This is a genomic window from Poseidonocella sp. HB161398, assembly GCF_005870025.1.
In the GTDB taxonomy this organism is placed as follows: Bacteria; Pseudomonadota; Alphaproteobacteria; order Rhodobacterales; family Rhodobacteraceae; genus Mangrovicoccus.
In genome coordinates, this window is the sequence record NZ_VATA01000088.1 from 1 (window position 1) to 20,518 (window position 20,518).

Consider the following 20,518-nt stretch of genomic DNA (forward strand, 5'->3'; position numbering starts at 1 on the left):
GGGCACGGTGCTCAGCACGCATCAGCTGAGCAACTGGTACCTGGACGAGAACAGCGCTGCGTCGCGGATGGATGCGTTCGAGGTCGGCGACAGCGTTCTGGCCGGGCGCGAGGTCGCGCGGCTGGTCGAGGCGATGGCGGCCTGGTCCGAGGTCGGCGGCGCGCTTGAAACCCGCCATGACGCGCTGCGCAGCGATGCCGCGCTGCAGGCCGGGCTGGCCGCCGCCTGGCAGCCTCAATCGCCGACGTTGCAGGTCGCGTCTCTGGCCTGACATTCGGCACCCCGTCCTGGCGGCGGGGTGTCGCGGAACCGACATTCTCCCTCTGTATCCCGGTGTGCACGGGTGCAGGCGATCCCGGGGCGGACTCGGGCAACCTTTCAGCGAGACGGGGGCACAGATGGATAGCAGCGAAGGATGCGCTCCGCGACCGGAGCTTGCCGCGGCGGAGGAGGGAGGCGATACCGGCATCCTCTGCCTGGTCAGCCTGCTGCAGGTGCTGGGCCTGCCCGCCGATGCCCGGCAGCTGCGCCACCAGTTCGCCGAGCCGGGCCGGACGGTCTCGGCGGAGGCGATCGTGCGCGCGGCGCGGCGGCTGGATCTGAAGGCGCGGCTGGTGCGGCCCGGCCCCGCACGGCTCGACCGCCTGCCGGTTCCCGCCATCGCCGAGCTCGCCTCGGGCGAATTCGTGCTGCTCGGCGGGGTCCGCGGCGAGGCGGTGCTGGTGCTCGATCCCCTGAGCGGCCAGGTGGAGACGCGCGATGCCGATGCCTTCCGCGCAGAGTGGAGCGGCCGGGTGATCCTGGTCGCGCGGCGCGCGGTGCTGGGCGGGGCGGGATCGTCTTTCGGCATCTCCTGGTTCGTGCCCGCGATCCTCAAGTACAAGCGCCTCTTCGCCGAGGTGCTGATCGCGTCCTTCTTCCTGCAGATCGCCGCGCTGGTCTCGCCGCTGTTCTTCCAGGTGGTGATCGACAAGGTGCTGGTGCATCGCGGCCTGACGACACTCGACGTGCTGGTCTTCGCGCTGGTGGCAGTCTCGGTCTTCGAGGTCCTGCTGGGCGGGCTCAGGACCTATATCTTCGCCCACACCACCAACCGCATCGACGTGGAGCTGGGCGCCCGGCTCTACCGGCACCTGCTGGCGCTGCCGCTGTCCTATTTCGAAACGCGGCAGGTCGGGCAGTCGGTGGCGCGGGTGCGCGAGCTGGAGACGATCCGCGACTTCATCACCGGCTCGACGCTGACGCTGCTGATCGACGCGATCTTCACCCTAGTCTTCTTCGCCGTCATGTGGCATTTCAGCCCGCTTCTGACGATGATCGTGCTCGGTTCGATCCCTTTCTACGTCATGCTGGCCCTGGTCGTCACGCCGGTGCTGCGGCGGCGGCTGGATGAGAAATTCGAGCATGGCGCGCGCAACCAGGCCTTCCTTGTCGAGAGCGTGACCGGCATCGAGACGCTGAAGGCCATGGCGGTAGAGCCGCAGTCGCAAAGGCGCTGGGAGGAACAGCTGGCGGGCTATGTCGGGGCCTCGTTCCGCACTGCCAACTTGGGCAACATCGCCGGACAGGCGACGCAGCTGGTCAGCAAGATCACCACGGCGCTAACGCTCTATTTCGGCGCGCTGGCGGTGGTCGGCGGCGATCTGAGCGTGGGACAGCTGGTGGCCTTCAACATGCTGGCGGGCCGGGTGACCGGGCCGATCCTTCGGCTGGCGCAGCTGTGGAACGATTTCCAGCAGGCGCGGCTGTCGGTCCAGCGGCTGGGCGACATCCTCAACACACCGACCGAGCCGCAATACAATCCCAACCGCGCCACGCTGAGGCGGCTGGAGGGGCGGGTGGTCTTCGACCAGGTCCGGTTCCGCTATCGCCCAGACCTGCGCGACGTGCTCGGGGGGATTGATCTGGACATCGCGCCGGGCCAGGTGGTGGGCGTCGTCGGACCCTCGGGCTCGGGCAAGTCGACCCTGGCGAAGCTGGTGCAGCGGATGCACGTACCCTCCGCCGGGCGGGTCATGGTCGATGGCATCGACCTGGCCACCGTCGATCCCGGCTGGCTGCGCCAGCAGGTCGGCGTGGTGCTGCAGGAGACTTTGCTGTTCAACCGCTCGGTGCGCGAGAACATCGCGCTCAGCGATCCCGGCATGCCCTTCGAGCGGGTGGTCGCGGCGGTGCGCATGGCCGGGGCGGAGGAATTCATCTCGGAGCTGCCCGAGGGCTACGACACGCTGGTGGGCGAACGCGGCGCCAACCTCTCGGGCGGACAGCGTCAGAGGATCGCCATCGCCCGGGCACTGGTCGGCGATCCCCGAATCCTGATTTTCGACGAGGCCACTTCGGCGCTCGACTACGACTCCGAGCGGATAATCCAGCAGAACATGCGCCGGATCTGCGCGGGCCGCACCGTGATCATCATCGCCCACAGGCTCTCGACCGTGCGCCAGGCCAACCGCATCCTGACGCTGGAGCGCGGCCGCGTGGTCGAGGATGGAACGCATGACGAGCTGCTGCGCCGCGGCGGCGCCTATGCCCGGCTCTGGCGGATCCAATCCGGCGACGCGGCGAGCGCGGCATGAGCGGCGCGGCACCGATCCGGTCCGGGCGGGCGGCAGCGCGGCGGCGCGGCGCAGAGACGGAGTTCCTGCCCGCCGCGCTGGAGATCCTCGACACCCCGGCCAGCCCGGCGGGACGGGCGCTGGCGCTGGTGATCGCGGCGATGTTCGTCCTGGCCATCGGCTGGGCGGTGATTGGCCGGGTCGACGTGGTGGCGGTGGCGCCGGGACGTGTGGTCGCGGCGGAGGGCAACAAGGTGATCCAGCCGCTCGATCTGGGCGTGGTGCGGGCGATCCATGTCGCCGACGGCCAGCATGTGGCCGAGGGCGCTCTGCTGATCGAGCTGGACCCGACCGAGAGCGAGGTCGATCTGGGCCAACTGCGGCGGCAGCGCGCCGAACAGGCGCTGGAGGCGGCGCGGCTGGGCGCCTTCATCGCCGGGCTGCGCGGGGATCCGCCGGTCTTCGACGGCGCTGCCACCGGCGCGCCCGAGCGGCTGGTGCGGCTGCACGATACGCAGCTGCGCAGCGACCTGGCGGCCTTCCTTGCCCAACGCGCCAGCATCGAGGCAGAGCGCGCTCGGCTCGGCTCGGCCCGGGCTTCGGCGGCGGCGGAACTGGCCAAGAGCGAGGAGATCCTGCCGCTGATCCGCGATCGCGAGGCCTCTAGCGGCCAGCTCTTCGCCCAGGGCCTGACCTCGCGGCCGCAATACCAGCAGATCCGCGCCGGGCTGATCGAAGCGGTGCATGATCTCGCCATCCGCCGCAACCGCTTGGCCGAGGCCGAGACCGCGCTGGCCGCGATCGACAAGGAGCTGGCCTTCCTCGTGGCCGACCGGCTGCGCCAGAGCGTCGCCGCGCTGACCGAGGCGGAGACCGCGATCGACCAGATCGAGCTGGCGCTGCAGCGGGCCGAGGCGCGCAAGGCGCGGCAGGTTCTGCGCGCTCCGGTGGCGGGCACGGTACAGGAGCTGACGGTGCGCACGGTAGGCGGCGTGGTGCAGCCGGCAGATGCGCTCATGGTGATCGTGGCGGATGATGCCGCCCTGGAGGTGCGGGCGAGTCTGCTGAACCGGGACATGGGGCGGCTAGCCGAGGGGCAGGCGGTGGAGATCAAGCTCGACGCGTTCAACTTCACTCGCTACGGCACCGTGCCAGGCCGCCTGCGCACGATCTCGCAGGACGCGGTGGAGCGCGAGGGGCTGGGCCTGGTCTATGATGCACGCATCGCCCTGGAGGCCACCGCGATCCAGGCGGACGAACGGGTGGTCTCGCTGGCCCCCGGCATGACGGTGAGCGTCGAGGTGAAAACCGGGACCCGGCGGATCATCGGCTTCCTGCTGTCGCCGCTGAAGCGCTATGGCAGCGAGGCGATCCGCGAGCCATGATCCGTCGGCGCCCCGTTGCAAGCGTCCCGCGGCTCCGTCGGAGCGAGCTAGTCGGCGACCTGCGCGCGCAGCCGGGCAAAGAGATCGCCAGCCTGCCGGTCGGCATGGCCCGCCACATGGGCGACCTGGATGCGCAGCCGCGCGCTCGTGTTCGCAGGATCGGCAGAAAGGTCGCGCATGTGCCAGCGCACCGCCCGCCAGAAGCTGGCGGAGAAAGCATCGGCCAGCACCGGGTCGAATACCAGCCCGGCCAGCACGCGATGCATCCGCGACAGCAGCTCGTATTGCAGCTCGGCATCACCCTCGGGCATCGCCGCCGCGAAGCCGCCGAGCGCCTGGATGTCGGCCTGCTGGGACACCGTAAGCTGGGGCAGGTCATGGCTCCGGATCGCCTCGAGGATGCCGCGATAAGTCGTCAGGTCTCGGCTCCGGTCTGCATCGTGCAGTGGCGTGGCGACGGTGCCCACCCCCGAGCGGGTCTGTACCAGCCGTTCGTAGGCCAGCCGCTGCAGTACCTGCCGGATCGGGGTGCGCGACATGCCGAATTCGCGTGCCAGCTCGGTCTCGTGCAGCAGCGGCTCGGCGCCGGACCCGCCGATGCAGATGGTCTTTCGGATCGTTTCCAGGGCTGTTTCCGTCTTGTTCGTTGCTTGCATTTGCCTCGTGTCTTTTCCGCGCCGCCGCCGTCTTTTCTGCCGGTGCGGTCTTTCCCGAATTGAGATGTTCCTGTATACAGGAACATAACCAGACAAGTATAGAGGTTCGCCATGATTCCGCCAAGCCCCCCTCCGCCAGCGCGGCGGGCGTTCCCGGTCCGGGACGGTCTTCTCGTGCTCGGCGTCCTGGCGGGGCTGGCACTCGCGGCATCGAACATCCTGCGCAACATGGCGGCCGCCGGCATGGCCCCCAGCTATGGCTTTCTCGGCCAGAGCGCGGGCTTCGATGTCAGCGAGGCGCTTATCCCCTATGTCTCGGGCGACAGCTACCTTCGGGTGATCGCGGTGGGCGTGCTGAACACGCTGCTGCTGGCGGCAGTGAGCCTGGTGGCGGCCACCGTCGTCGGGGTCTTCGTCGGGTTGATGAGCGTCTCGCCGAGCCCGGTGGCGCGCGCCGTGGCGCGGGCCTATGTCGAAGCCCTCCGCAACTTTCCCAAGCTATTGATCCTACTGGTACTCTTCGTCGTCGCGGTGACCGGCCTGCCGCATGTGCGCGAGGCGGTGACGCTGGGACCGGTGGTGCTGTCGAACCGGTCGCTGCACCTGCCTGTGCCGGTCTGGGATCTCCGCCTTGCAGTGCTTGCCGCGGCGTTGGGGCTCGGTGCCGTCGCCGCAGGGCTGCTCGGCCGCCGCGGGGCGCCGCGCCCTGCCACGGCTCTGGCGTTCCTGCTGCCGCCGGTGGCGGCGGTACTGGTTCCGGGCGCGGGGCCCGGCTGGTCGGTGCCGGAGCTTGCGGGGTTCGACTATGCCGGGGGGGTGCGGGTCTCGCTCCAGTTCATGGTGATCGCCGCGACGCTGGCGCTCTATCACGGCGCGCAGATCGGCGAGGTGATGCGCGGCGGTATAGAGGCGGTGCCCGCCGGCCAGATCGAGGCGGCGCGGGCGCTCGGCCTGCCGCCCTCGGACCGGACCCGCTTCGTGATGCTGCCACAGGCGCTGCGGATCATCGTGCCGCCCATGAACAACCAGTATGCCAACTTGGTCAAGAACACCTCGGTGGCGATAGCGGTGGGCTATTCCGACCTGATGTCGGTCTCGGGCACGATCATCAACCAGACCTTCCGGCCGATGGAGATGATGCTTCTGACAATGGCGGCGTACCTGCTCATCTGCCTGGCCATGACCACCTGGCTCAACCGCGTCAACGACCGGCTGCGCCTCAAGGAAGGACGCTGAGATGACCCCTGTTCCCTCCCGCCGCGCGCTGCTGCGCGAGGCCTTCGGCGCGCCCGTCCCGGCGCTACTGTCGCTGGCGACGCTGGCCGGCGTGCTCTGGGCCGGACAGGCCGGCCTTGGCTGGCTGGTCCTCGACGCGGTCTGGCCCTGGCAGGACGCGCAGGCCTGCGGAGCGACGCGGGGCTTCTGCTGGCCCTTCGTGGCGGAGAAGGCGCGGCTGATCCTTTTCGGCACCTATCCGCACGAGCTGCTGTGGCGCCCGGCAGCGGCCTCGCTGCTCTTGGTGGCGCTGGCGGTGCAGACAGGACTGCGCCTGACCGGGAGCGGGTTGCGGCTGAGCCCGCGGCAAATCGCGGCGCTCTGGGCGGTGGTGCCCGCGGCGGCAGTCCTGCTTCTGGCGGGCGGTGTGCTGGGCCTGGCGCCGGTGCCCAGCATGCGCTGGAACGGGCTGCCGGTGCTCCTGCTGCTGTCGGTGGGCGCCGTAGCTCTGGCCTTCCCGCTGGGCATCCTGCTGGCGCTGGCGCGGGTGCAGACCGCTTATCCGGTGTTGGCACGGCTGGCGGCGCTCTATGTAGAGCTGGCGCGCGGGGTGCCGATGCTGACCTTCCTCTTCACCGGCATCTTCGTGCTGCCGCTGATGCTGCCGCCGGGCGCGCGGATCGAGCCGGTCGGCGCGACGCTGGTGGCGCTGATCCTGTTCCACGGCGCCTACTTCGCCGAGGACATCCGTGCCGGGCTCAGGTCACTGCCCGCCGGGCAGGGCGAGGCGGCACATGCGCTGGGGCTGGGCTATTGCGCGGCGGTTGGCGAGGTGCTTCTGCCGCAGGCGTTGCGCCGCGCCATGCCCTCGCTCGTCAACAGCGTGATCGGGGCCTACAAGGACACCTCGCTGGTCGTCGTGGTCGGCATCCACGACCTGACCGCGACCGCGCGGATGGCCTTCGGCGACCCCGACTGGCGCGCCTTCGCGGTCGAGGGCTATGCGGTGGTCGGTCTGTGGTTCTTCATCAGCTGCGCCTTCCTGTCGACGGTCGGACGGCGTCTCCACCGCCGCGGGCCGCAGGGCTAGCGCGGGAATGCCCAGGAAACGGGCAGGAGGCGCGATCCGGCTGGGTTCCGGGCGGGTGAAGCGGGAAAAGTCGCGAAACTCTTACAATGTACCGGTATACAGGTATTGCGGCGACTCGCGCCACGCTCAGACACAGGATAGTGCCATGAAATCCCTCCTTGCGACCCTTCTGCTGACCGCCGCCGCCCTGCCGGCGGCCCATGCCGGCGAGGTGCTCGACGAGATCACCTCCGGCGGATCGCTGATCTGCCTCGTCAGCCCCAACGCGCCGGGCTTCTCCGTGCCCGACAGCGACGGCGTCTTCCGCGGCTTCAACGCCGATTTCTGCCGCATGGCGGCGGCGGCCATCCTCGGCGATGCCGGACGAGCCGATATCCGCGGCACCGGATTCTCCGACTCGATGAAGACGCTGGTGGCGCGCGGCGCGCACATGGCCTCGCGCTCGATCACCGAGACGGGTACCCGCGATGCCGATGCGGGCATGGCGTTCGTCGCGACGACGTTCTTCGACGGACAGGGCTTCATGGTGCCCAAATCCCTGGGCGTCTCGTCGGCCGCCGAACTGGGCGGCGCCACCGTCTGCGCCGAGGACGGCTCCACCACGTTGCTGACGCTGGCGGACTGGTTCGCCGATCGCGACATGGCGTACCGCGTTGAGAACATCGCCGACAAGACCGCGCGGCTCGAGGCCTTCTTCTCGGGCAAGTGCGACGTCTATGCCTCGGATGTCACCGCGCTCAATTCCGACCGGCTGCTTGCCGAGGCGCCCTCGGATTACGCGATTCTGCCCGACGTGATTTCGAACGAGCCGCTGACCCTCGTCACCCGCCCCGACCAGGAGCTGGAAAGCGCGGTCTTCTGGGCCTTCCAGGTCATGCTGAACGCCGACAAATACGGCATCACCTCGCAGAATGTCGATGCGGTCACTGCCGATCTGGACGATCAGCCGACGGCCGTCGCGCGCCTGTTCGGCGTGGATGGCGCGACCGCCGAGATGGCAGCCAAGCTCGGCCTGCCGGCCGATTGGGCCTATCAGGTGATCCGCCAGGTCGGGTCCTATTCGGAGGTCTTCGGCCGCAACCTGGGGCCGGACACGCCCTTCGGGATGGAACTGTCGCAGACCCTCAACGCCTCCTGGGAGGAGGGCGGGCTGATGTATCCCTACCCGATCCGCTAATTGCGGCGGCATTTTCGCGGCAGGCGGCGCGGCCAAACCGCGCGGCCTGCCGTCACTGTCAAGAAAAGGACAACAAGAATGAGCACGATGGCACCGCAGAAATACTCCCCCGAGCTTCGGATGGATCTGATGCAGCAGGAGACCAGCATTCGCGCGGCGCTCACCGTGCCGCAGGGCGGTCACGTCGTGACAATGGGCTTTCCGGGCCTGGCCTTCGGCGTTTCCGGAGAGCTCTATATCGATCCTGAGCGGCTGGAGGCGACGCTGTCGCATCCGGCGCTGGAGCGTTGCAGGCTGCTGGTGCTGCTGGTAGAGACCGCCGAGCTGCCGGAAGGGGCCATTGCGCTGGTCGGTGCCGCCTGTGCCCGGCGCGGCATCCGTCTCGCCCATCTGCCGATCGAGGACTACAGCGCCCCGGGCGCCGCCTTCGCCGAAGGCTGGGCAGCGCTGGAGGCGCCGCGCGCCGCAGCCCTCGCGCCGGGCGGCACGCTGGGGCTGGCCTGCCACTACGGCGCGGGCCGCTCGGGCATGATCGCCGCGGGGCTCCTGATCGAGCAGGGCCTGCCGGTCGCCGAGGCGGTCGCGGCGCTGCGCGCGCAATTCCCCGACTCGGTCGAGAGTGACCTGCAGCTCGACTGGCTGGCCGCCCGCGCTGCCGCCTCGGCCGCGGAGGCGCTGCGATGACCCTGCGGCGTCCGCATCTCGTCCCGGTCGATTCCGTTCCGGCGGCCTCGGCCGCGGTGGAAATCGCAAGGCTCAACAAGTGGTACGGCGCGTATCACGCCCTGCGCGACATCGAACTGACCGTGCGCCACGGCGAGCGGATCGTCATTTGCGGACCCTCGGGTTCGGGCAAGTCGACGCTGATCCGCTGTCTTAACGGGCTGGAGAGCCACCAGGGGGGCCGGATCGCGGTCAATGGCACCGAGGTGACCGTCGCGCTGGCCCGCAGCGGCCGACTCGGCGCCCAGATCGGGATGGTATTCCAGCAGTTCAACCTGTTCCCGCACCTGACCATCCTCGGCAACTGCATCCTCGCCCCGATGCGGGTGCGCGGCCTGAAGCGGCGCGAGGCCGAGGAGATCGCGATGCATTTCCTCGAGAAGGTGCGCATCCCCGACCAGGCTCAGAAATATCCCGGCCAGCTCTCGGGCGGGCAGCAGCAGCGCGTCGCCATCGCCCGGGCGCTGTGCATGCAGCCGGGCGTGATGCTGTTCGACGAACCGACCTCGGCGCTCGATCCGGAAATGATCCAAGAGGTGCTCGACACCATGATCCGGTTGGCGGAGGAGGGGATGACAATGCTCTGCGTCACCCATGAAATGGGCTTTGCCCGCCGCGCGGCTGATCGGGTGATCTTCATGGATCAGGGCCAGATCGTCGAGGAGAATGCGCCTGACGGTTTCTTCGGTGCGCCACGGAACCCGCGGACCCGGGCCTTCCTCGGGCGGATCCTCGGCAATTGAGGGCAAAGCCCGCGCGCTGCTTGGCCGGGTGCCCGCGGCCGTCGTGCCTCCGATCGCGGGTCTTGCAGCCGCTTCGCCCGGGCCGTCGCCGATGCCGAGCTGACCCGCTTCTTCAAGCCCGACCTGCAGGACGACCTGTTCAGCTGGAGTCCCGACGAGGCCGCGCTCTTCGACGGCAAGCTTGCGCTCCTGGCAAATGTCACCGATCTCGGCACCGCCGAGCCGACGTGTCGCGGGTCCGCTAAACCTGTTGGCGCACAGGTGTCAATGGACACCCAGTTTTACGGGTTAAGGCGACACCCAGTGTTACGGGGTGACGCGCGCGGGGGCGGCCCGGCAGGCTGGCAGCTGGCTCGCAGGCAATCGAATTGCCCTTGGCAAAGGCCCTGGTATTGATGGCCAGGTCGGCGGAGGACGATACCGGGATGAAAGGGCTGGCCGGTATCGCCACCCCAGGTCGCCATGATGTCCGGCTCCGAGGCGAAGGGGATTCCCGCTTCCCGTGCAAAGCCAATTCCCGTCCCCATGCCCAGTGGCAGGAGGCCGGAGCCTGTCCTTGGCGCGTGCTTGGCAAGACCTGCAAACATACTCTTCCCCCAAAGGCCGGGACCGGATCCGGAACAGGCCGAACTTGCGGCCAGAACTGAAGCGAAACCCGGAGGATCGCGCCGACGCTTGGCCGCACTGTTGACATACAGTAAACAGGTTGTGGCTCCTTCGGGTATCATTTTATGACATTTCGGGACTTTGACCTTGGCTGCGACAGAATTTCCGATCACGACCGCCTCCGGCATGGGGCCGCTACCTGAATGGCTCGAAGCGGCCTGCGGGCGGAAGTGCCTGGAGCGCGCCTTCGTCGCGGCACGCCTGCCGGAGGCAGTTGTCCGGGACCCGTCCCTCGTGATCCCGCATCAATCCATGGTGGAGATCTTCGCCCAAGCGGCACGTGCCAGCGGCGATCCCGCGGCCGGGCTGAAGATAGGCCTGGCGTCGAAACCCGGCGATCTGGGAACCTGGCTGCGCTATGCGGTCGGCGGCGCCACCCTGCGGGCGGCGCTTGACAGGGTTGCGTGGGCGATGCCGCTGTTCCAGCGCGGCCCCGTCTTCAGCCTCGTCGAAACCGAAGCCGGCGCGGTCTGGCACTACCGCACGCCGCGGTACCGCAATATCGACCGGCGGCACCATTCCGAACATGTCGTGCCGATGCTTCTGGCCTTCCTTCGCAACTATCTGGGGCGCGCCTGGCTGCCGCAATGGATCGAGACCGACACGGCGCGAGACGGCCGCGAGGACCTGCTTGCCGAGCTTCTCGGGACGCCCTGGCGGATGGGCGGACCCGCCATCTCGATTCCGCTGAGCCGGTCCGATCTGGCCGCTCCCACGCGGGACCCGGACCATGCCCGCCTGGCACCAACCTCCTTGCAAGTCCGGGCAAATCTGGAGAAAGGCCGCGAGGATATCACCGCGGCGCTCGCGGCGCTGATCCTTCTCGACCTCGCGGAGGAACAGGTCGGCATCGAGCACGCCGCCGCCCGGCTGCAGATCGGTGTCCGGTCATTGCAGCGCCGGCTCGCTGTCGCGGGGCAGAGCTACCGCGATGTGCTGCAGAAAGTCCGCGAGGAGCAGGCAAGGGCGCTCCTGAGCGAGACTAGGCTGTCCGTCGCGGAAATTGCGTACAGCCTCGGCTACACCGAACCAGGCAATTTCACCCGCGCCTTCACCGGCTGGACCGGTATGGCACCGACAGCCTATGCGCATGCTGTCCTGCAAGCGCGCCAGTTTCTGCCAGCGTCAGTCAGGGCGCCCGCGGCTCCGGCCGCGCAACCGCCGGATCAGGCCGATACGCCGGGATCTGCATAATATCCGGTAATGCAACCGAAGCTAACGGAGGTTTCGACCGACACGGCGCTGCGGGACATCACCGAGCGGGTCAGGCTCGGCGTGCTGCGCAGGGACGAGGGCGGCGGGCGCAGCACGAGCTACAGCCTCGCGGTGCCCGGAGCTGCTCCCGGAAACAATTCATAATACTGTTGTGCTGGTGCCTCAGCCCGTGTGGCAAGTCGGCGAGCAGTGTGCGCAACCATTCACCCGGCTATAGTAGCGTCGGGCGGCCTGCACCGCGCTCGCGCAGGCAGAATGCTCGCCCAAAGGTTGACGATTGTGCGATGCCGCTGAGGTGGGGCAACCGATTTCCTTGTGGACCTCGTGGTCGCCATTCGCCTGCGCCTGACGGTTCACATAGTATCTGGCCATGAATCACCTACATTCTGTGCTTGGAGTGTTTAGACCAACAAGATAGCAGATTATTGCTGCGTACTAAACAGGAACATTAACGCAAGCCGCAGACCTGTCAATTCATCACCATGTATTGCTTGATGGCGATCACATAGTCGTAATTGTGGCGTTGCTGCTCAATCCTCGTTCCACGGGTGGAGGACGGACAATGCGCGCCATGATCTCCGCGAGTTTCCCGTCGTCGCGGTGTTCTGCGGGGCGACAACCTGCGCCGGAATGACCACCGACCTTTTGTTCGAACCCCGATATTCGCGATCGGACACGGTCCCGCACCGCCCGTGCGGGACCGAGTGACGGTCCTGGCCTGGCATGCCCTAGGCCGCCGGTAGTTCAGCGGCGCTGTTGCCGACGATATAGCCGAAGGTCAATGCCGGACCGAGGGTGATTCCGGCGCCCGGATAGGCCCCTGACATGATCGAGTTGATATCGTTGCCGCAGGCGAAGAGCCCCTCGATCGGCTGGCCCTTGCGGTCCTTGACACGGCCCTGCGCGTCAATCTCCAAACCCATCGAAGTGCCGATGTCGCCGGGAAAGATCTCGACTGCATAAAGGGGGCCTTCGAGCGGCCGCAGGCAGGGATTCGGCTTGCACTCGGGATCGCCGAGATAGCGCTGGTAGCTGGTCGTGCCCTTGCCGAATTCGCTATCGGTGCCGGAGGCAGCGTCCCGGTTGAACCTCTCGATCGTCTGGCCGAGAGCTGCGGGGTCGATGCCGCAATTGCCAGCAAGCTCGGCCAGAGTCGCGCCGCGCTTCAGATAGCCGCTGGCCAGGTGGCGAGCGATGCGCCCCGGAAAGGCCGGTGCCGCACCTAGCCCGTAGCGCCTGAGCGCCCGATGATCGCAGACGAGCCATGCCGAACGCTGTCCCCCGTCAAGAAGCTTGCCTATCAGCGCCTGAACGAAGTCGTGATAGCTCACCGCCTCGTTGGCGAAGCGCTGCCCGTCATGGCCGACCGCGATCACGCCAGGCTTGGCGCGGTCGAGGAACAGATGCGGGAAGGGGCGGGTGCTGCCATCGCGGTTCTTCAGAAGCGAGACCGGTGTCCAGAAGGCGGCGTTGGAATTGCTCTCGACGAAGGCTGCACCGATTGCCTCGGCAGCGGCAATCGCACCGCCGGTGCCGGACGCAGGCGACATCGAGTAATGCGGCAGGCCGCGGCGAACGTGGTCGAAGGTCCGCGCACGGCGAGCGGCGTCGTGCGGGAAGCCGCCTGCGGCCAGCACCACGCCGTGGCTCGCTGTGATGCGCCGGATGACTCCGCCACAGCGCAGCTGCGCCCCGGTCACACGTCCGGAGGCGTTGCGTTCGAGGGCCACGAGCTCCTGTCCCAGATGCATCGGGATGCCGCGGGCGAAAGCGCTGGACGCCAGCCGCGCAGCCACCGCCGCGCCCATTACCAGACGGGTATTGCGACCATGGCCAAGCCGGTCGATCCCATAGCGCAGGATCCGGCCAGCCGCATACCGGGCCGAGGCGGCAGAGCGGGTCATCCGCAGGAAATGGTAGATGTCCGGCCGCCCGAGCGTGAGCCCGCCGAGGATCGTGAAATCCTCGATCGGCGGCTTCATCCGCGCCAGCATCGGCCCGAGCTTGCGGCCGTCGAAATCATGTGCGTCGAGCGCCCTCCCGCCTTCGGCAGCGCCGTAGCGGTCGGAATGGTAGTCGGGCGAGACCGGCCGGTGCGACAGTGTCAGCTCGGTCTCGTCGTTGAAGAAGGCGATGGCTTCGGGGCCCTGGGACAGGAAGGCATCGACCAACTCGGCATTGAAAAGGTTGCCGGCCTCTGATTGCAGATAGGCTCTGGCGGCGGCGCGGTCATCGGCCATGCCCGCGCGGCGCATGAGGGGATTGTCCGGCACCCAGATTGCACCGCCCGAGACCGCGGTCGAGCCCCCCCAGACGGGAGCCTTGTCGACGAGAATGGGGTGGAGACCGCATGCCTCTGCCCGAAGCGCGGCGGCCATGCCGGCCGCACCGGTGCCCACCACCAGGAGCTCGCAGCGTTCGGGCAGGGGCGCGTCGGGATCGGGGAAAGCCTTAGGCAACATCGATCGGCACCTCGCGCGGATAGCGGCCCGCCGCCCAGCCGCCGTCGACGGCCAGCACCTGGCCCGTGACGAAGCCGGCTTCGTCCGATGCAAGGAAGCGCACGGCGCGCGCGACATCTGCGGGCGTGCCCACCCGGCGCAGCGGCGCGCCGTCGATCATCACCATGCGCCGCCAGGACTCGGTCTGGATGCGCTCGGCCGTCAGCGGCGTCTCTATCAGGCCTGGCGCAACGGCGTTCACCCGGATGCCGTTCGGTCCGAAATCGGTGGCCATCTGCCGCGTAAGCCCGATCACCGCCGCTTTGGAGGTAGAGTAGCCGCAGGAGCTCTGGGCTCCGATTTCGCCGAAGATCGAGGCGGTGTTGACGATCGAGCCTCCGCCGGACCGCACCATCAGCGGTACCGCCCAACGCGACAGCCGGAAGAGTCCCAGAACATTGATCTGGAAATAGCGTTCGAAATCGGCATCGCTGGTCTCGAGCGCGTGTGCCCCGCGGGCCACGCCCGCATTGTTGCAAAGGATGTGCGGCACCCCGCCGCGGTCGGCGAGCGCCGCATCGAGCTTTGCGGTGAGGCCGGGATCGGTCACGTCGCCGATGACCGGCGCCACCGCCCCGGGGAAGCGGGCGGCCAGGGCGGCAACGCCCTCGGGGTCGCGATCCACGGCCAGGACGTGGGCCCCGGCTGCGATCAGCGCTTCGGCGATGGCCAGGCCGATGCCCTGCCCGGCGCCGGTGACGATCGCGCTGCGGCCCGAAAGGCTGCTAGGTTCGAGTGTCATGGCCGGATCCTCAGAATGCAGCCGTGCCGCCGACCGAGCGGCCGCCATCGACAATGAGGACCTGCCCAGTGACATATTCGGCGCGCGGATCGGCGAAGAAGGCCACGGCATGGGCAATGTGTTCGGGCTGGCCGAGGTGGCCGGAGGGCTGCTGCGCGCGCATCTCCTCCAGCCCGTCGGGCCGGGCCTTCAGCATGTCGGTCTCGATCACGCCTGGCGCGACCGCGTTGACAGTGATCTGGCGCGCCGCGAGTTCGAGCGAAAGGGCCTTGGTGAAGCCCGCGACCCCGGCCTTGGAGGCGACGTAATGGGCATAGTTGCGCGCACCGAAGGCCGCGCGAGAGGCCAGGTTGATGATCCGTCCACCTTCCGGCAGCACCCGTGCCGCCTGCTGGCAGAGCGTGAACATCGCCACCAGGTTCACTTCGTACATCCTGCGGAAGTCGTCGGCGGCCAGGTCATCGAAGGGGATGACGTTGAAGATGCCCGCGTTGTTGACCAGCACCCGCAGCCCGGAAGCCGCATCGATCAGCGCCTGGGTTGCGGCAGGATCGGTGATGTCCAGCACTTCGGCTCGGGCCTGGCCGCCTGCGGCCGTGATCTGGGAGACGGTTTCCTCTGCGGCATCAGCTGCGCGATCGGCAACGATCACGAGGTAGCCGTCTTCGGACAGGCGATGGGCGATGGCGCGGCCAATGCCGGAGCCGGCGCCGGTGACAATGGCGGTGGGCAGGGTAGGGGCGGACATGGGATTCCCTTGGGTCTGGCCGATTGAGGCGCCGGTGGCCGGGCCGCGGCTCGAATGGAGAGAGTGGGTAGCCGGTGCCCGGTCCGGGCACCGGCCGACGGCATCAGTTCAGGCCGAAGGTCTCGGCGTCGAGCTTGGCGTAGATCTCGTCATTGACCAGCTTGCCGACGGCCTCGGCATCGTTGCGGTCGACATCGGCCAGAAGCCCGTGCCATTTCTCGACCAGTTTCTGGTATTCGGCCACGATATCCGAGGGATCGTCGATGCCGCGCACCTTCGCGGTCTCGGCCGCGAGCCCGCCGATCATCTTGGCCTGGAACTCCCCGAGCCGGGCGGCCATGGCGGGATCGGCCTCGGTGATCTCGATTCCGCGCTCCCTGGCTCCGGCCATCGCCGACTCGACGCCCTGATGGTAGGCGACCTGGGCAGCCGCCAGCGCCGGACCGGTCAGGTCGAGGATCTTGCGGCGATCCTCTGTCGACAGGCCGGACCAGAAGTCCCTGTTCAGCACATAGGTCGCTCCCATCGAAGCCCCCTGTGGCAGGGTGTTGATGTACTTCACCACTTCCCAGAACTTGTATCCCTTCTCGAGGTTGGTCGGATCGCTCAGCGTGCAGTCGATCGAGCCGCGTTCCAGCCCGGAGTAGGTGTCGGTCATCGGCACCGCGACCGGGATTGCGCCCAGCGAGGCAATCCACTGGTTCTGAGCCGTGCCCGCAGTGCGCACCTTCAGGCCCTCTACAGAGGCCGGGTCCGAGACAGGCTTCATGCACATGAAGTTGTAGATCGGGGTCGAATAGCCGCCGAGGAAGATGGTGTTGTGATCGCCATACTCCTGCACGAGACGCGGATTGGTCACCGCGATCTCGGTCAGGGCGAAGGCGTTGGCGAATTCGTCGGTGGCGGTGAAGGCCATGTCGTTGATCATGCCCGACAGCGGCAGCTCCGATGGCGTGTAGGATGCAGCGACGATCCCCAGCTGCGCCACCCCGTCGCCGACCGCTTGAAGCGTCGTGGGGGCGGGCACCAGCGACCCGGAGGAATAGACCTCGAATTCGACGTCGCCATTTGTACCTTCGGCGATGGCCTTGACGAAGGGCGCATAGGCGATCTCGTTGAGGATGTGCGACGGTGCCATCCAGTTTGTCGCCTGGTAGGTGTCGGCGGACGCTGCCGCCGAAAGGGAAATCGCGGCGGCACTGGCCAGCAGCAGGTTCTTGGTCATTTTTACTCCTCCCAAAGTAAGGGGTGTTGCGCCGGCAGTCAGCCGGCCATCATCTCCGGCAGCCACAGGCTGATCACGGGGAACAGGACAAGAAGCGCCAGGACGAACATGTCGGCGAGGATGAACCAGGACACGCCCCGGAAGATCTCGCCCAGCATCACCCGGTCGCCCATCGACGACTTGATGACGAAGACATTCATCCCCATCGGCGGCGTTACCAGGCCGATCTCGAGCAGCTTGATTGCGAGCACGCCGAACCAGATCAGGTTCACGTCATGTGCGGCCAGCACCGGGCCCAAGACCGGCAGCGTCAGCAACATGATCGAGATGCTCTCGAGGAACGCGCCCATGACCAGGAACAGCACGCAGATCATGATCAGGACCGTCACGGTCGAGTAGCCGTCGAAGAGGCCCACGACGAAATCGGGGATCGTCGCCAGGGCCACGAACCGCGAGAACAGCGCGGCCCCGAGCACGACGATGAAAATCTCGGAGGTGCCCGAGGCGGTGTCGACCAGGGCCCGGCGCAGGACCGGCAGGCTGAGCCGACCGCGCAGACCGGCGATCGTGAAAGCGAGGAAAGCACCGGCCGCACCAGCCTCCGTGGCCGTGAACATGCCCGAGAAGATGCCGCCCATCACGCCCAGGATCAGGACCGGGAGCGGCCAGGCGTCCATGATCAACGCGCGCCGCTCTTCCTTCGACACTTCTACTGCCACCCGTGGCGCCAGCGACGGGTTGAGGCTGCAACGGATCGAGACGAGCCCGATGAAGGCCATGGCAGTGAGCAGTCCGGGCAGGATGCCGGCGATGAAGAGCGTGCTGATCGACGTGTCGAGCAGCAGCCCATAGACGATCATCAGGACAGAGGGCGGGATCAGCGCGCCGAGCGTGCCAGCCGCCGCCACCGAGCCGGTCGCCAGCCCGCTGTTGTAGCTCGACTTCAGCATCTCGGGCACGGCGATGCGCGAGAAGGCTGCGGCAGTCGCCACCGATGACCCGGAGGCCGAAGCGAAGAGCGCCGAGGCAACCACGGTCGAGGAAGCGAGGCCTCCGGGAATGCGCGCAAGCAGGATGCGGGCTGCGCCGAAGAGTCCGCGCGTGAGCCCTGCCTCGACAGCAATGAAGCCCATGAACAGGAACATCGGGATCGCCGACAAGTTCCAGTCACCGATCAGCGTGAAGGGCACGGCCTTGGTAATGCCGATGGCCGGTTTCCATCCCATCATCGCCCAGATGCCGAGGAAGGCGCTGGTGCCCATGGCGGCGCCGATCGGCACGCGCACGCCAATCAACATCAGGACGAGTCCGAGACCCGCGAATCCAAGTTCGATGCGCTCCATGTCAGGCCTCCGCTTCGCTGTGTTCTGGATGGCCGCCGTCAATGCGGATGCGGGGTTCGGCGAAGATGCGGACCAGCAGCACCAGGCAAGCCAGCGCGATTCCGATCGGCAGCATGAACTTGGCTGGCCAGATGGTCACGCGCCACAGCCCGTCGACGCTTTCGTTGACCTTCCAGGCGCGGATCGCCACGTCCCAGGAAAACCAGCCGAGCCCGATGTAGAAGGCCAGCGTCACCGCCTCGCCGATCTTGCGCATGATCCGCTGGGCGCCCGCTGGCGCTGCATCATAGATCAGGTCGACCGAAATCGCGCTGCCCTTGGCCTCGACCCAGGCGAGGCTCAGGAACACGACCGCGATCATGTAGTAGTTGGCGACCACCTCGGCGGTGCTGGGCACCGGATAATGGAAGAAGTACTTGCCCATCACGTCGGCCATGACATGCAGCATCATCAGCGCCACTGACATGCCGGCCAGCACTGCGAGAGCCGTGGTGAGATTTCTCAGTATTGCGAACATGGCGCCTCCTCCCCGCGCGCTGTCGTTGCCGTCGGCACGGGCCGGAGGCCCGCTCCTGCCGCCGTCATTGCATCCGGTAGCCGCCGTTCACATCGATGACCGCGCCCGTGATATAGGCGGCGTCCGGGCCCATCAGGAATGCCACGGCTCCCGCCACCTCTTCGGGCGTTCCGATGCGGTTGAGCGGGATGTTGGCTGCGACCGCGCCGTAGTTCTCGGGCGAGAGCGACTGGTGCAGCATCGGCGCGTCGATCAGGCCCGGGGCCACGCTGTTGACGGTGATGCCGCGCGGCGCGGCCTCCCGCGCGGCGGCTTTCATCAGGCCCAGGACCGCGCTTTTCGAGGCAATGTAGGCCGCGCTCGAACGATAGCCGCCAAGCTGAGCCGCGACTGAGGTGAAGCCGACAAAGCGGCCGCCTTTCGTGTCCGCGCGGGCGGTGCTGCGCAGATATTCCCGCAGGAGCAGGAACGTTCCTGTCGAATTGACCCGCTGCGTCAGGTCCCAGTCCTTCAGCGCGATTTCGGTCAGTGGCGGGCGGTCGCCATCCGGCGCGAACAGCAGGATACCCGCCGCCGCGACCACATGGGCTATGGGCCGACCCTGGTCCTCGGCCGCCCTGAAAGCCGATACAACGGCGGCTTCGTCCGAGACGTCGAGCGCGATGGCACGATGGCCCTCGCCCTGCAGGTCCGCCAGAGCAGCCTCGGCACGCGCGTGGTCGAGATCTGCGGCGAGCACGGTGAAGCCGTCGGCGGCCATGCGGTTGGCGACGGCCTTCCCGATGCCCCCGGCGGCGCCGGTGACCAGGCAAAGTCCTGACATGTATGGATCCTCCCAAGATCGTTGCATTTGAAATGGACACAAAACGACGGAAATGGCAAGGAAGTTTTTAGCTGTAATGTTGGTTTTGGATAAATTATGCTCCCCGAGAGGACTTGATGGGTCGTGCCGCTGGCGACCGGACCGGCAGGTGGAGAAGTGGACATGTCAGATGCATCGACGAGTACAGAGATCGCGGTCGCGCGGCTGCGGGAGACGATTCTGCGTGGCGAGCTGCGTCCGGGAGACAAGCTGCATCAGGACCAGCTGGCCGAAATGCTGGGCGTCTCGCGCACGCCGCTGCGCACGGCGCTGACGGCGCTGACCCAGTCAGGGCTTGTGGTCTACGAAAGCAACCGCGGCTTTCGCGTGCGCGAATTCTCATATGAAGAAATGGTCGGGGCGTTCGAGGTGCGTGCCGAGCTGGAGGCGATGGCCTGCCGCAAGGCTGCCGCCAACATGACCACCGAAGTTGCGGACCGGCTGGCAGCTCTGGTCGAGGAGGGCGATGCCCTGCTCGCGCCGGGTGAGCTCGTGGCAGATAACCTCGGGTCCTACCGGCAGATGAACGTGGCTTTCCACGACCTGGTGATCCGCATCGCCGGCAATCCCTGGATCCGGGACTTCGTCGAGCGGCTGCATGACGTTCCGATGGCGTCGGACCGGATCATCATGTGGCGCGACTATGACGTGATCCGCAGATCGCACGATGACCATAGCCGAATCGCACATGCTCTGGCCCGCGGCCAGGGGGACCGCGCGGGCGCGATCATGCATGAACACATTACCTATGCGCTGGAACATCTCCTGTCGCATCTGGAACTCTATCCCGACGATTTTCTGCGCGTGCCCGCCGCGACCGTCCCTGCCGGACGGTCCAGACGCGGCACCAATTCCCGGAGGAAGACATGACCATCAGACTGTTCCACTCGCCAGCCTCGCCCTATGTGCGGAAGGTTTGGGTTGCGGCGCACGAGCGCGGCGTGGCCGACCAGATCGAGGCGCTGCCCTCGGCAGCGGGCCCGGTTCAGCGCGACGCGGAGATCGTGCGCCACAATGCTTCGGGCAAGGTGCCCTGCGCGCTTTTGGCCGATGACGAACCAGTTTTCGACAGCCGCGTGATCTGTGCCTATGTCGACTCTCTCGCGGCGGCGGTGGGCACGATCTACCCGCAAGACGCAAGCCGTTTCCGGGTCC

20 protein-coding genes and 1 pseudogene are annotated in these 20,518 nt (G+C 67.4%); 13 read left to right on the forward strand and 8 right to left on the reverse strand.

Features of this window, described 5'->3' with window-relative positions; translation table 11 throughout:
* The 3 genes from FGX59_RS37875 to FGX59_RS32715 all read left to right on the forward strand — a co-directional run.
* On the forward strand, positions 1–271 hold a 271-nt coding region (locus FGX59_RS37875; protein ID WP_171060940.1), incomplete at its 5' end, for a hypothetical protein.
* A 127-nt stretch (positions 272–398) separates the two neighbouring features.
* A complete protein-coding gene (locus FGX59_RS32710; RefSeq protein WP_138472346.1) occupies positions 399–2,576 on the forward strand; it encodes a type I secretion system permease/ATPase in 2,178 nt (725 codons plus the stop codon).
* A complete protein-coding gene (locus tag FGX59_RS32715) occupies positions 2,573–3,940 on the forward strand; it encodes an HlyD family type I secretion periplasmic adaptor subunit (protein ID WP_138472348.1) in 1,368 nt (455 codons plus the stop codon). The genes FGX59_RS32710 and FGX59_RS32715 overlap by 4 nt, the downstream gene beginning before the upstream one ends.
* Positions 3,941–3,987: 47 nt before the next feature.
* On the opposite strand, the gene FGX59_RS32720 is transcribed toward FGX59_RS32715, so the two are convergent.
* Positions 3,988–4,596, reverse strand: a complete 609-nt coding sequence (locus FGX59_RS32720) for a GntR family transcriptional regulator (RefSeq protein WP_138472350.1) — start codon at positions 4,594–4,596, stop codon at positions 3,988–3,990.
* A 174-nt stretch (positions 4,597–4,770) separates the two neighbouring features.
* On the opposite strand from FGX59_RS32720, the gene FGX59_RS32725 reads away from it, so the two are divergent.
* The 8 genes and pseudogenes from FGX59_RS32725 to FGX59_RS37885 all read left to right on the forward strand — a co-directional run bounded on the left by FGX59_RS32725 (position 4,771) and on the right by FGX59_RS37885 (position 11,569).
* Positions 4,771–5,832, forward strand: a complete 1,062-nt coding sequence (locus FGX59_RS32725) for an ABC transporter permease subunit (RefSeq protein ID WP_171060941.1) — start codon at positions 4,771–4,773, stop codon at positions 5,830–5,832.
* A 1-nt stretch (position 5,833) separates the two neighbouring features.
* Complete coding sequence (locus FGX59_RS32730) at positions 5,834–6,901, forward strand: amino acid ABC transporter permease (RefSeq protein WP_138472355.1); 1,068 nt, start codon at positions 5,834–5,836, stop codon at positions 6,899–6,901.
* Positions 6,902–7,046: 145 nt separating this feature from the next.
* Complete coding sequence (locus FGX59_RS32735; protein WP_171060942.1) at positions 7,047–8,078, forward strand: transporter substrate-binding domain-containing protein; 1,032 nt, start codon at positions 7,047–7,049, stop codon at positions 8,076–8,078.
* Between the two features lie 78 nt (positions 8,079–8,156).
* Positions 8,157–8,762 (forward strand): hypothetical protein, encoded by a 606-nt coding sequence (locus FGX59_RS37880; protein WP_171060943.1) that lies wholly within the window; start codon positions 8,157–8,159, stop codon positions 8,760–8,762.
* Positions 8,759–9,544 (forward strand): amino acid ABC transporter ATP-binding protein, encoded by a 786-nt coding sequence (locus FGX59_RS32745; protein ID WP_138472359.1) that lies wholly within the window; start codon positions 8,759–8,761, stop codon positions 9,542–9,544. Before FGX59_RS37880 ends, FGX59_RS32745 begins: the two co-directional genes overlap by 4 nt.
* 30 nt (positions 9,545–9,574) lie before the next feature.
* Positions 9,575–9,778 (forward strand): annotated as a pseudogene (locus FGX59_RS39005) (IS1634 family transposase); the annotation flags it as partial.
* Between the two features lie 519 nt (positions 9,779–10,297).
* Complete coding sequence (locus tag FGX59_RS32755) at positions 10,298–11,404, forward strand: AraC family transcriptional regulator (protein WP_138472361.1); 1,107 nt, start codon at positions 10,298–10,300, stop codon at positions 11,402–11,404.
* Positions 11,405–11,413: 9 nt separating this feature from the next.
* Complete coding sequence (locus FGX59_RS37885) at positions 11,414–11,569, forward strand: hypothetical protein (protein ID WP_171060939.1); 156 nt, start codon at positions 11,414–11,416, stop codon at positions 11,567–11,569.
* A gap of 584 nt (positions 11,570–12,153) precedes the next feature.
* Here FGX59_RS37885 and FGX59_RS32765 read toward each other — a convergent pair.
* The 7 genes from FGX59_RS32765 to FGX59_RS32795 all read right to left on the reverse strand — a co-directional run bounded on the left by FGX59_RS32765 (position 12,154) and on the right by FGX59_RS32795 (position 19,324).
* Positions 12,154–13,887: an FAD-binding protein gene (locus FGX59_RS32765; protein ID WP_138472365.1), complete on the reverse strand. Its 1,734-nt coding sequence runs from the start codon at positions 13,885–13,887 to the stop codon at positions 12,154–12,156.
* Positions 13,877–14,716, reverse strand: coding sequence for an SDR family NAD(P)-dependent oxidoreductase (locus tag FGX59_RS32770; RefSeq protein WP_240722828.1), 840 nt, complete (start codon positions 14,714–14,716; stop codon positions 13,877–13,879). The genes FGX59_RS32765 and FGX59_RS32770 overlap by 11 nt, the downstream gene beginning before the upstream one ends.
* A complete protein-coding gene (locus FGX59_RS32775) occupies positions 14,679–15,416 on the reverse strand; it encodes an SDR family NAD(P)-dependent oxidoreductase (protein WP_138472367.1) in 738 nt (245 codons plus the stop codon). The genes FGX59_RS32770 and FGX59_RS32775 overlap by 38 nt, the downstream gene beginning before the upstream one ends.
* Before the next feature lie 103 nt (positions 15,417–15,519).
* Positions 15,520–16,641: a C4-dicarboxylate TRAP transporter substrate-binding protein gene (locus FGX59_RS32780; protein WP_138472368.1), complete on the reverse strand. Its 1,122-nt coding sequence runs from the start codon at positions 16,639–16,641 to the stop codon at positions 15,520–15,522.
* Between the two features lie 38 nt (positions 16,642–16,679).
* Positions 16,680–17,984: a TRAP transporter large permease gene (locus tag FGX59_RS32785; RefSeq protein WP_138472370.1), complete on the reverse strand. Its 1,305-nt coding sequence runs from the start codon at positions 17,982–17,984 to the stop codon at positions 16,680–16,682.
* A 1-nt stretch (position 17,985) separates the two neighbouring features.
* Complete coding sequence (locus FGX59_RS32790) at positions 17,986–18,501, reverse strand: TRAP transporter small permease subunit (protein WP_138472372.1); 516 nt, start codon at positions 18,499–18,501, stop codon at positions 17,986–17,988.
* A gap of 64 nt (positions 18,502–18,565) precedes the next feature.
* Positions 18,566–19,324 carry an SDR family NAD(P)-dependent oxidoreductase gene (locus FGX59_RS32795; RefSeq protein WP_138472374.1) on the reverse strand — a complete coding sequence of 253 codons (759 nt, stop codon included), beginning with the start codon at positions 19,322–19,324 and terminating at the stop codon, positions 18,566–18,568.
* Positions 19,325–19,486: 162 nt separating this feature from the next.
* Between FGX59_RS32795 and FGX59_RS32800 the strand changes: the two genes are divergently transcribed.
* A complete protein-coding gene (locus tag FGX59_RS32800) occupies positions 19,487–20,233 on the forward strand; it encodes a GntR family transcriptional regulator (RefSeq protein ID WP_138472376.1) in 747 nt (248 codons plus the stop codon).
* Positions 20,230–20,518: glutathione S-transferase N-terminal domain-containing protein (locus tag FGX59_RS32805; RefSeq protein WP_171060944.1), on the forward strand; the 289-nt coding region annotated here is incomplete at its 3' end. The genes FGX59_RS32800 and FGX59_RS32805, both read left to right, overlap by 4 nt.

Bases quoted from the DNA above. Each gene is read 5' to 3' on its own strand.
- FGX59_RS32710 (WP_138472346.1), top strand. From the start codon at position 399: ATGGATAGCAGCGAAGGATGCGCTCCGCGACCGGAGCTTGCCGCGGCG.
- FGX59_RS32715 (WP_138472348.1), top strand. From the start codon at position 2,573: ATGAGCGGCGCGGCACCGATCCGGTCCGGGCGGGCGGCAGCGCGGCGG.
- FGX59_RS32720 (WP_138472350.1), bottom strand. From the start codon at position 4,596: ATGCAAGCAACGAACAAGACGGAAACAGCCCTGGAAACGATCCGAAAG.
- FGX59_RS32730 (WP_138472355.1), top strand. From the start codon at position 5,834: ATGACCCCTGTTCCCTCCCGCCGCGCGCTGCTGCGCGAGGCCTTCGGC.
- FGX59_RS32735 (WP_171060942.1), top strand. From the start codon at position 7,047: ATGAAATCCCTCCTTGCGACCCTTCTGCTGACCGCCGCCGCCCTGCCG.
- FGX59_RS37880 (WP_171060943.1), top strand. From the start codon at position 8,157: ATGAGCACGATGGCACCGCAGAAATACTCCCCCGAGCTTCGGATGGAT.
- FGX59_RS32745 (WP_138472359.1), top strand. From the start codon at position 8,759: ATGACCCTGCGGCGTCCGCATCTCGTCCCGGTCGATTCCGTTCCGGCG.
- FGX59_RS37885 (WP_171060939.1), top strand. From the start codon at position 11,414: ATGCAACCGAAGCTAACGGAGGTTTCGACCGACACGGCGCTGCGGGAC.
- FGX59_RS32765 (WP_138472365.1), bottom strand. From the start codon at position 13,887: ATGTTGCCTAAGGCTTTCCCCGATCCCGACGCGCCCCTGCCCGAACGC.
- FGX59_RS32770 (WP_240722828.1), bottom strand. From the start codon at position 14,716: ATGGCGGCCGCTCGGTCGGCGGCACGGCTGCATTCTGAGGATCCGGCC.
- FGX59_RS32775 (WP_138472367.1), bottom strand. From the start codon at position 15,416: ATGTCCGCCCCTACCCTGCCCACCGCCATTGTCACCGGCGCCGGCTCC.
- FGX59_RS32780 (WP_138472368.1), bottom strand. From the start codon at position 16,641: ATGACCAAGAACCTGCTGCTGGCCAGTGCCGCCGCGATTTCCCTTTCG.
- FGX59_RS32785 (WP_138472370.1), bottom strand. From the start codon at position 17,984: ATGGAGCGCATCGAACTTGGATTCGCGGGTCTCGGACTCGTCCTGATG.
- FGX59_RS32790 (WP_138472372.1), bottom strand. From the start codon at position 18,501: ATGTTCGCAATACTGAGAAATCTCACCACGGCTCTCGCAGTGCTGGCC.
- FGX59_RS32795 (WP_138472374.1), bottom strand. From the start codon at position 19,324: ATGTCAGGACTTTGCCTGGTCACCGGCGCCGCCGGGGGCATCGGGAAG.
- FGX59_RS32800 (WP_138472376.1), top strand. From the start codon at position 19,487: ATGTCAGATGCATCGACGAGTACAGAGATCGCGGTCGCGCGGCTGCGG.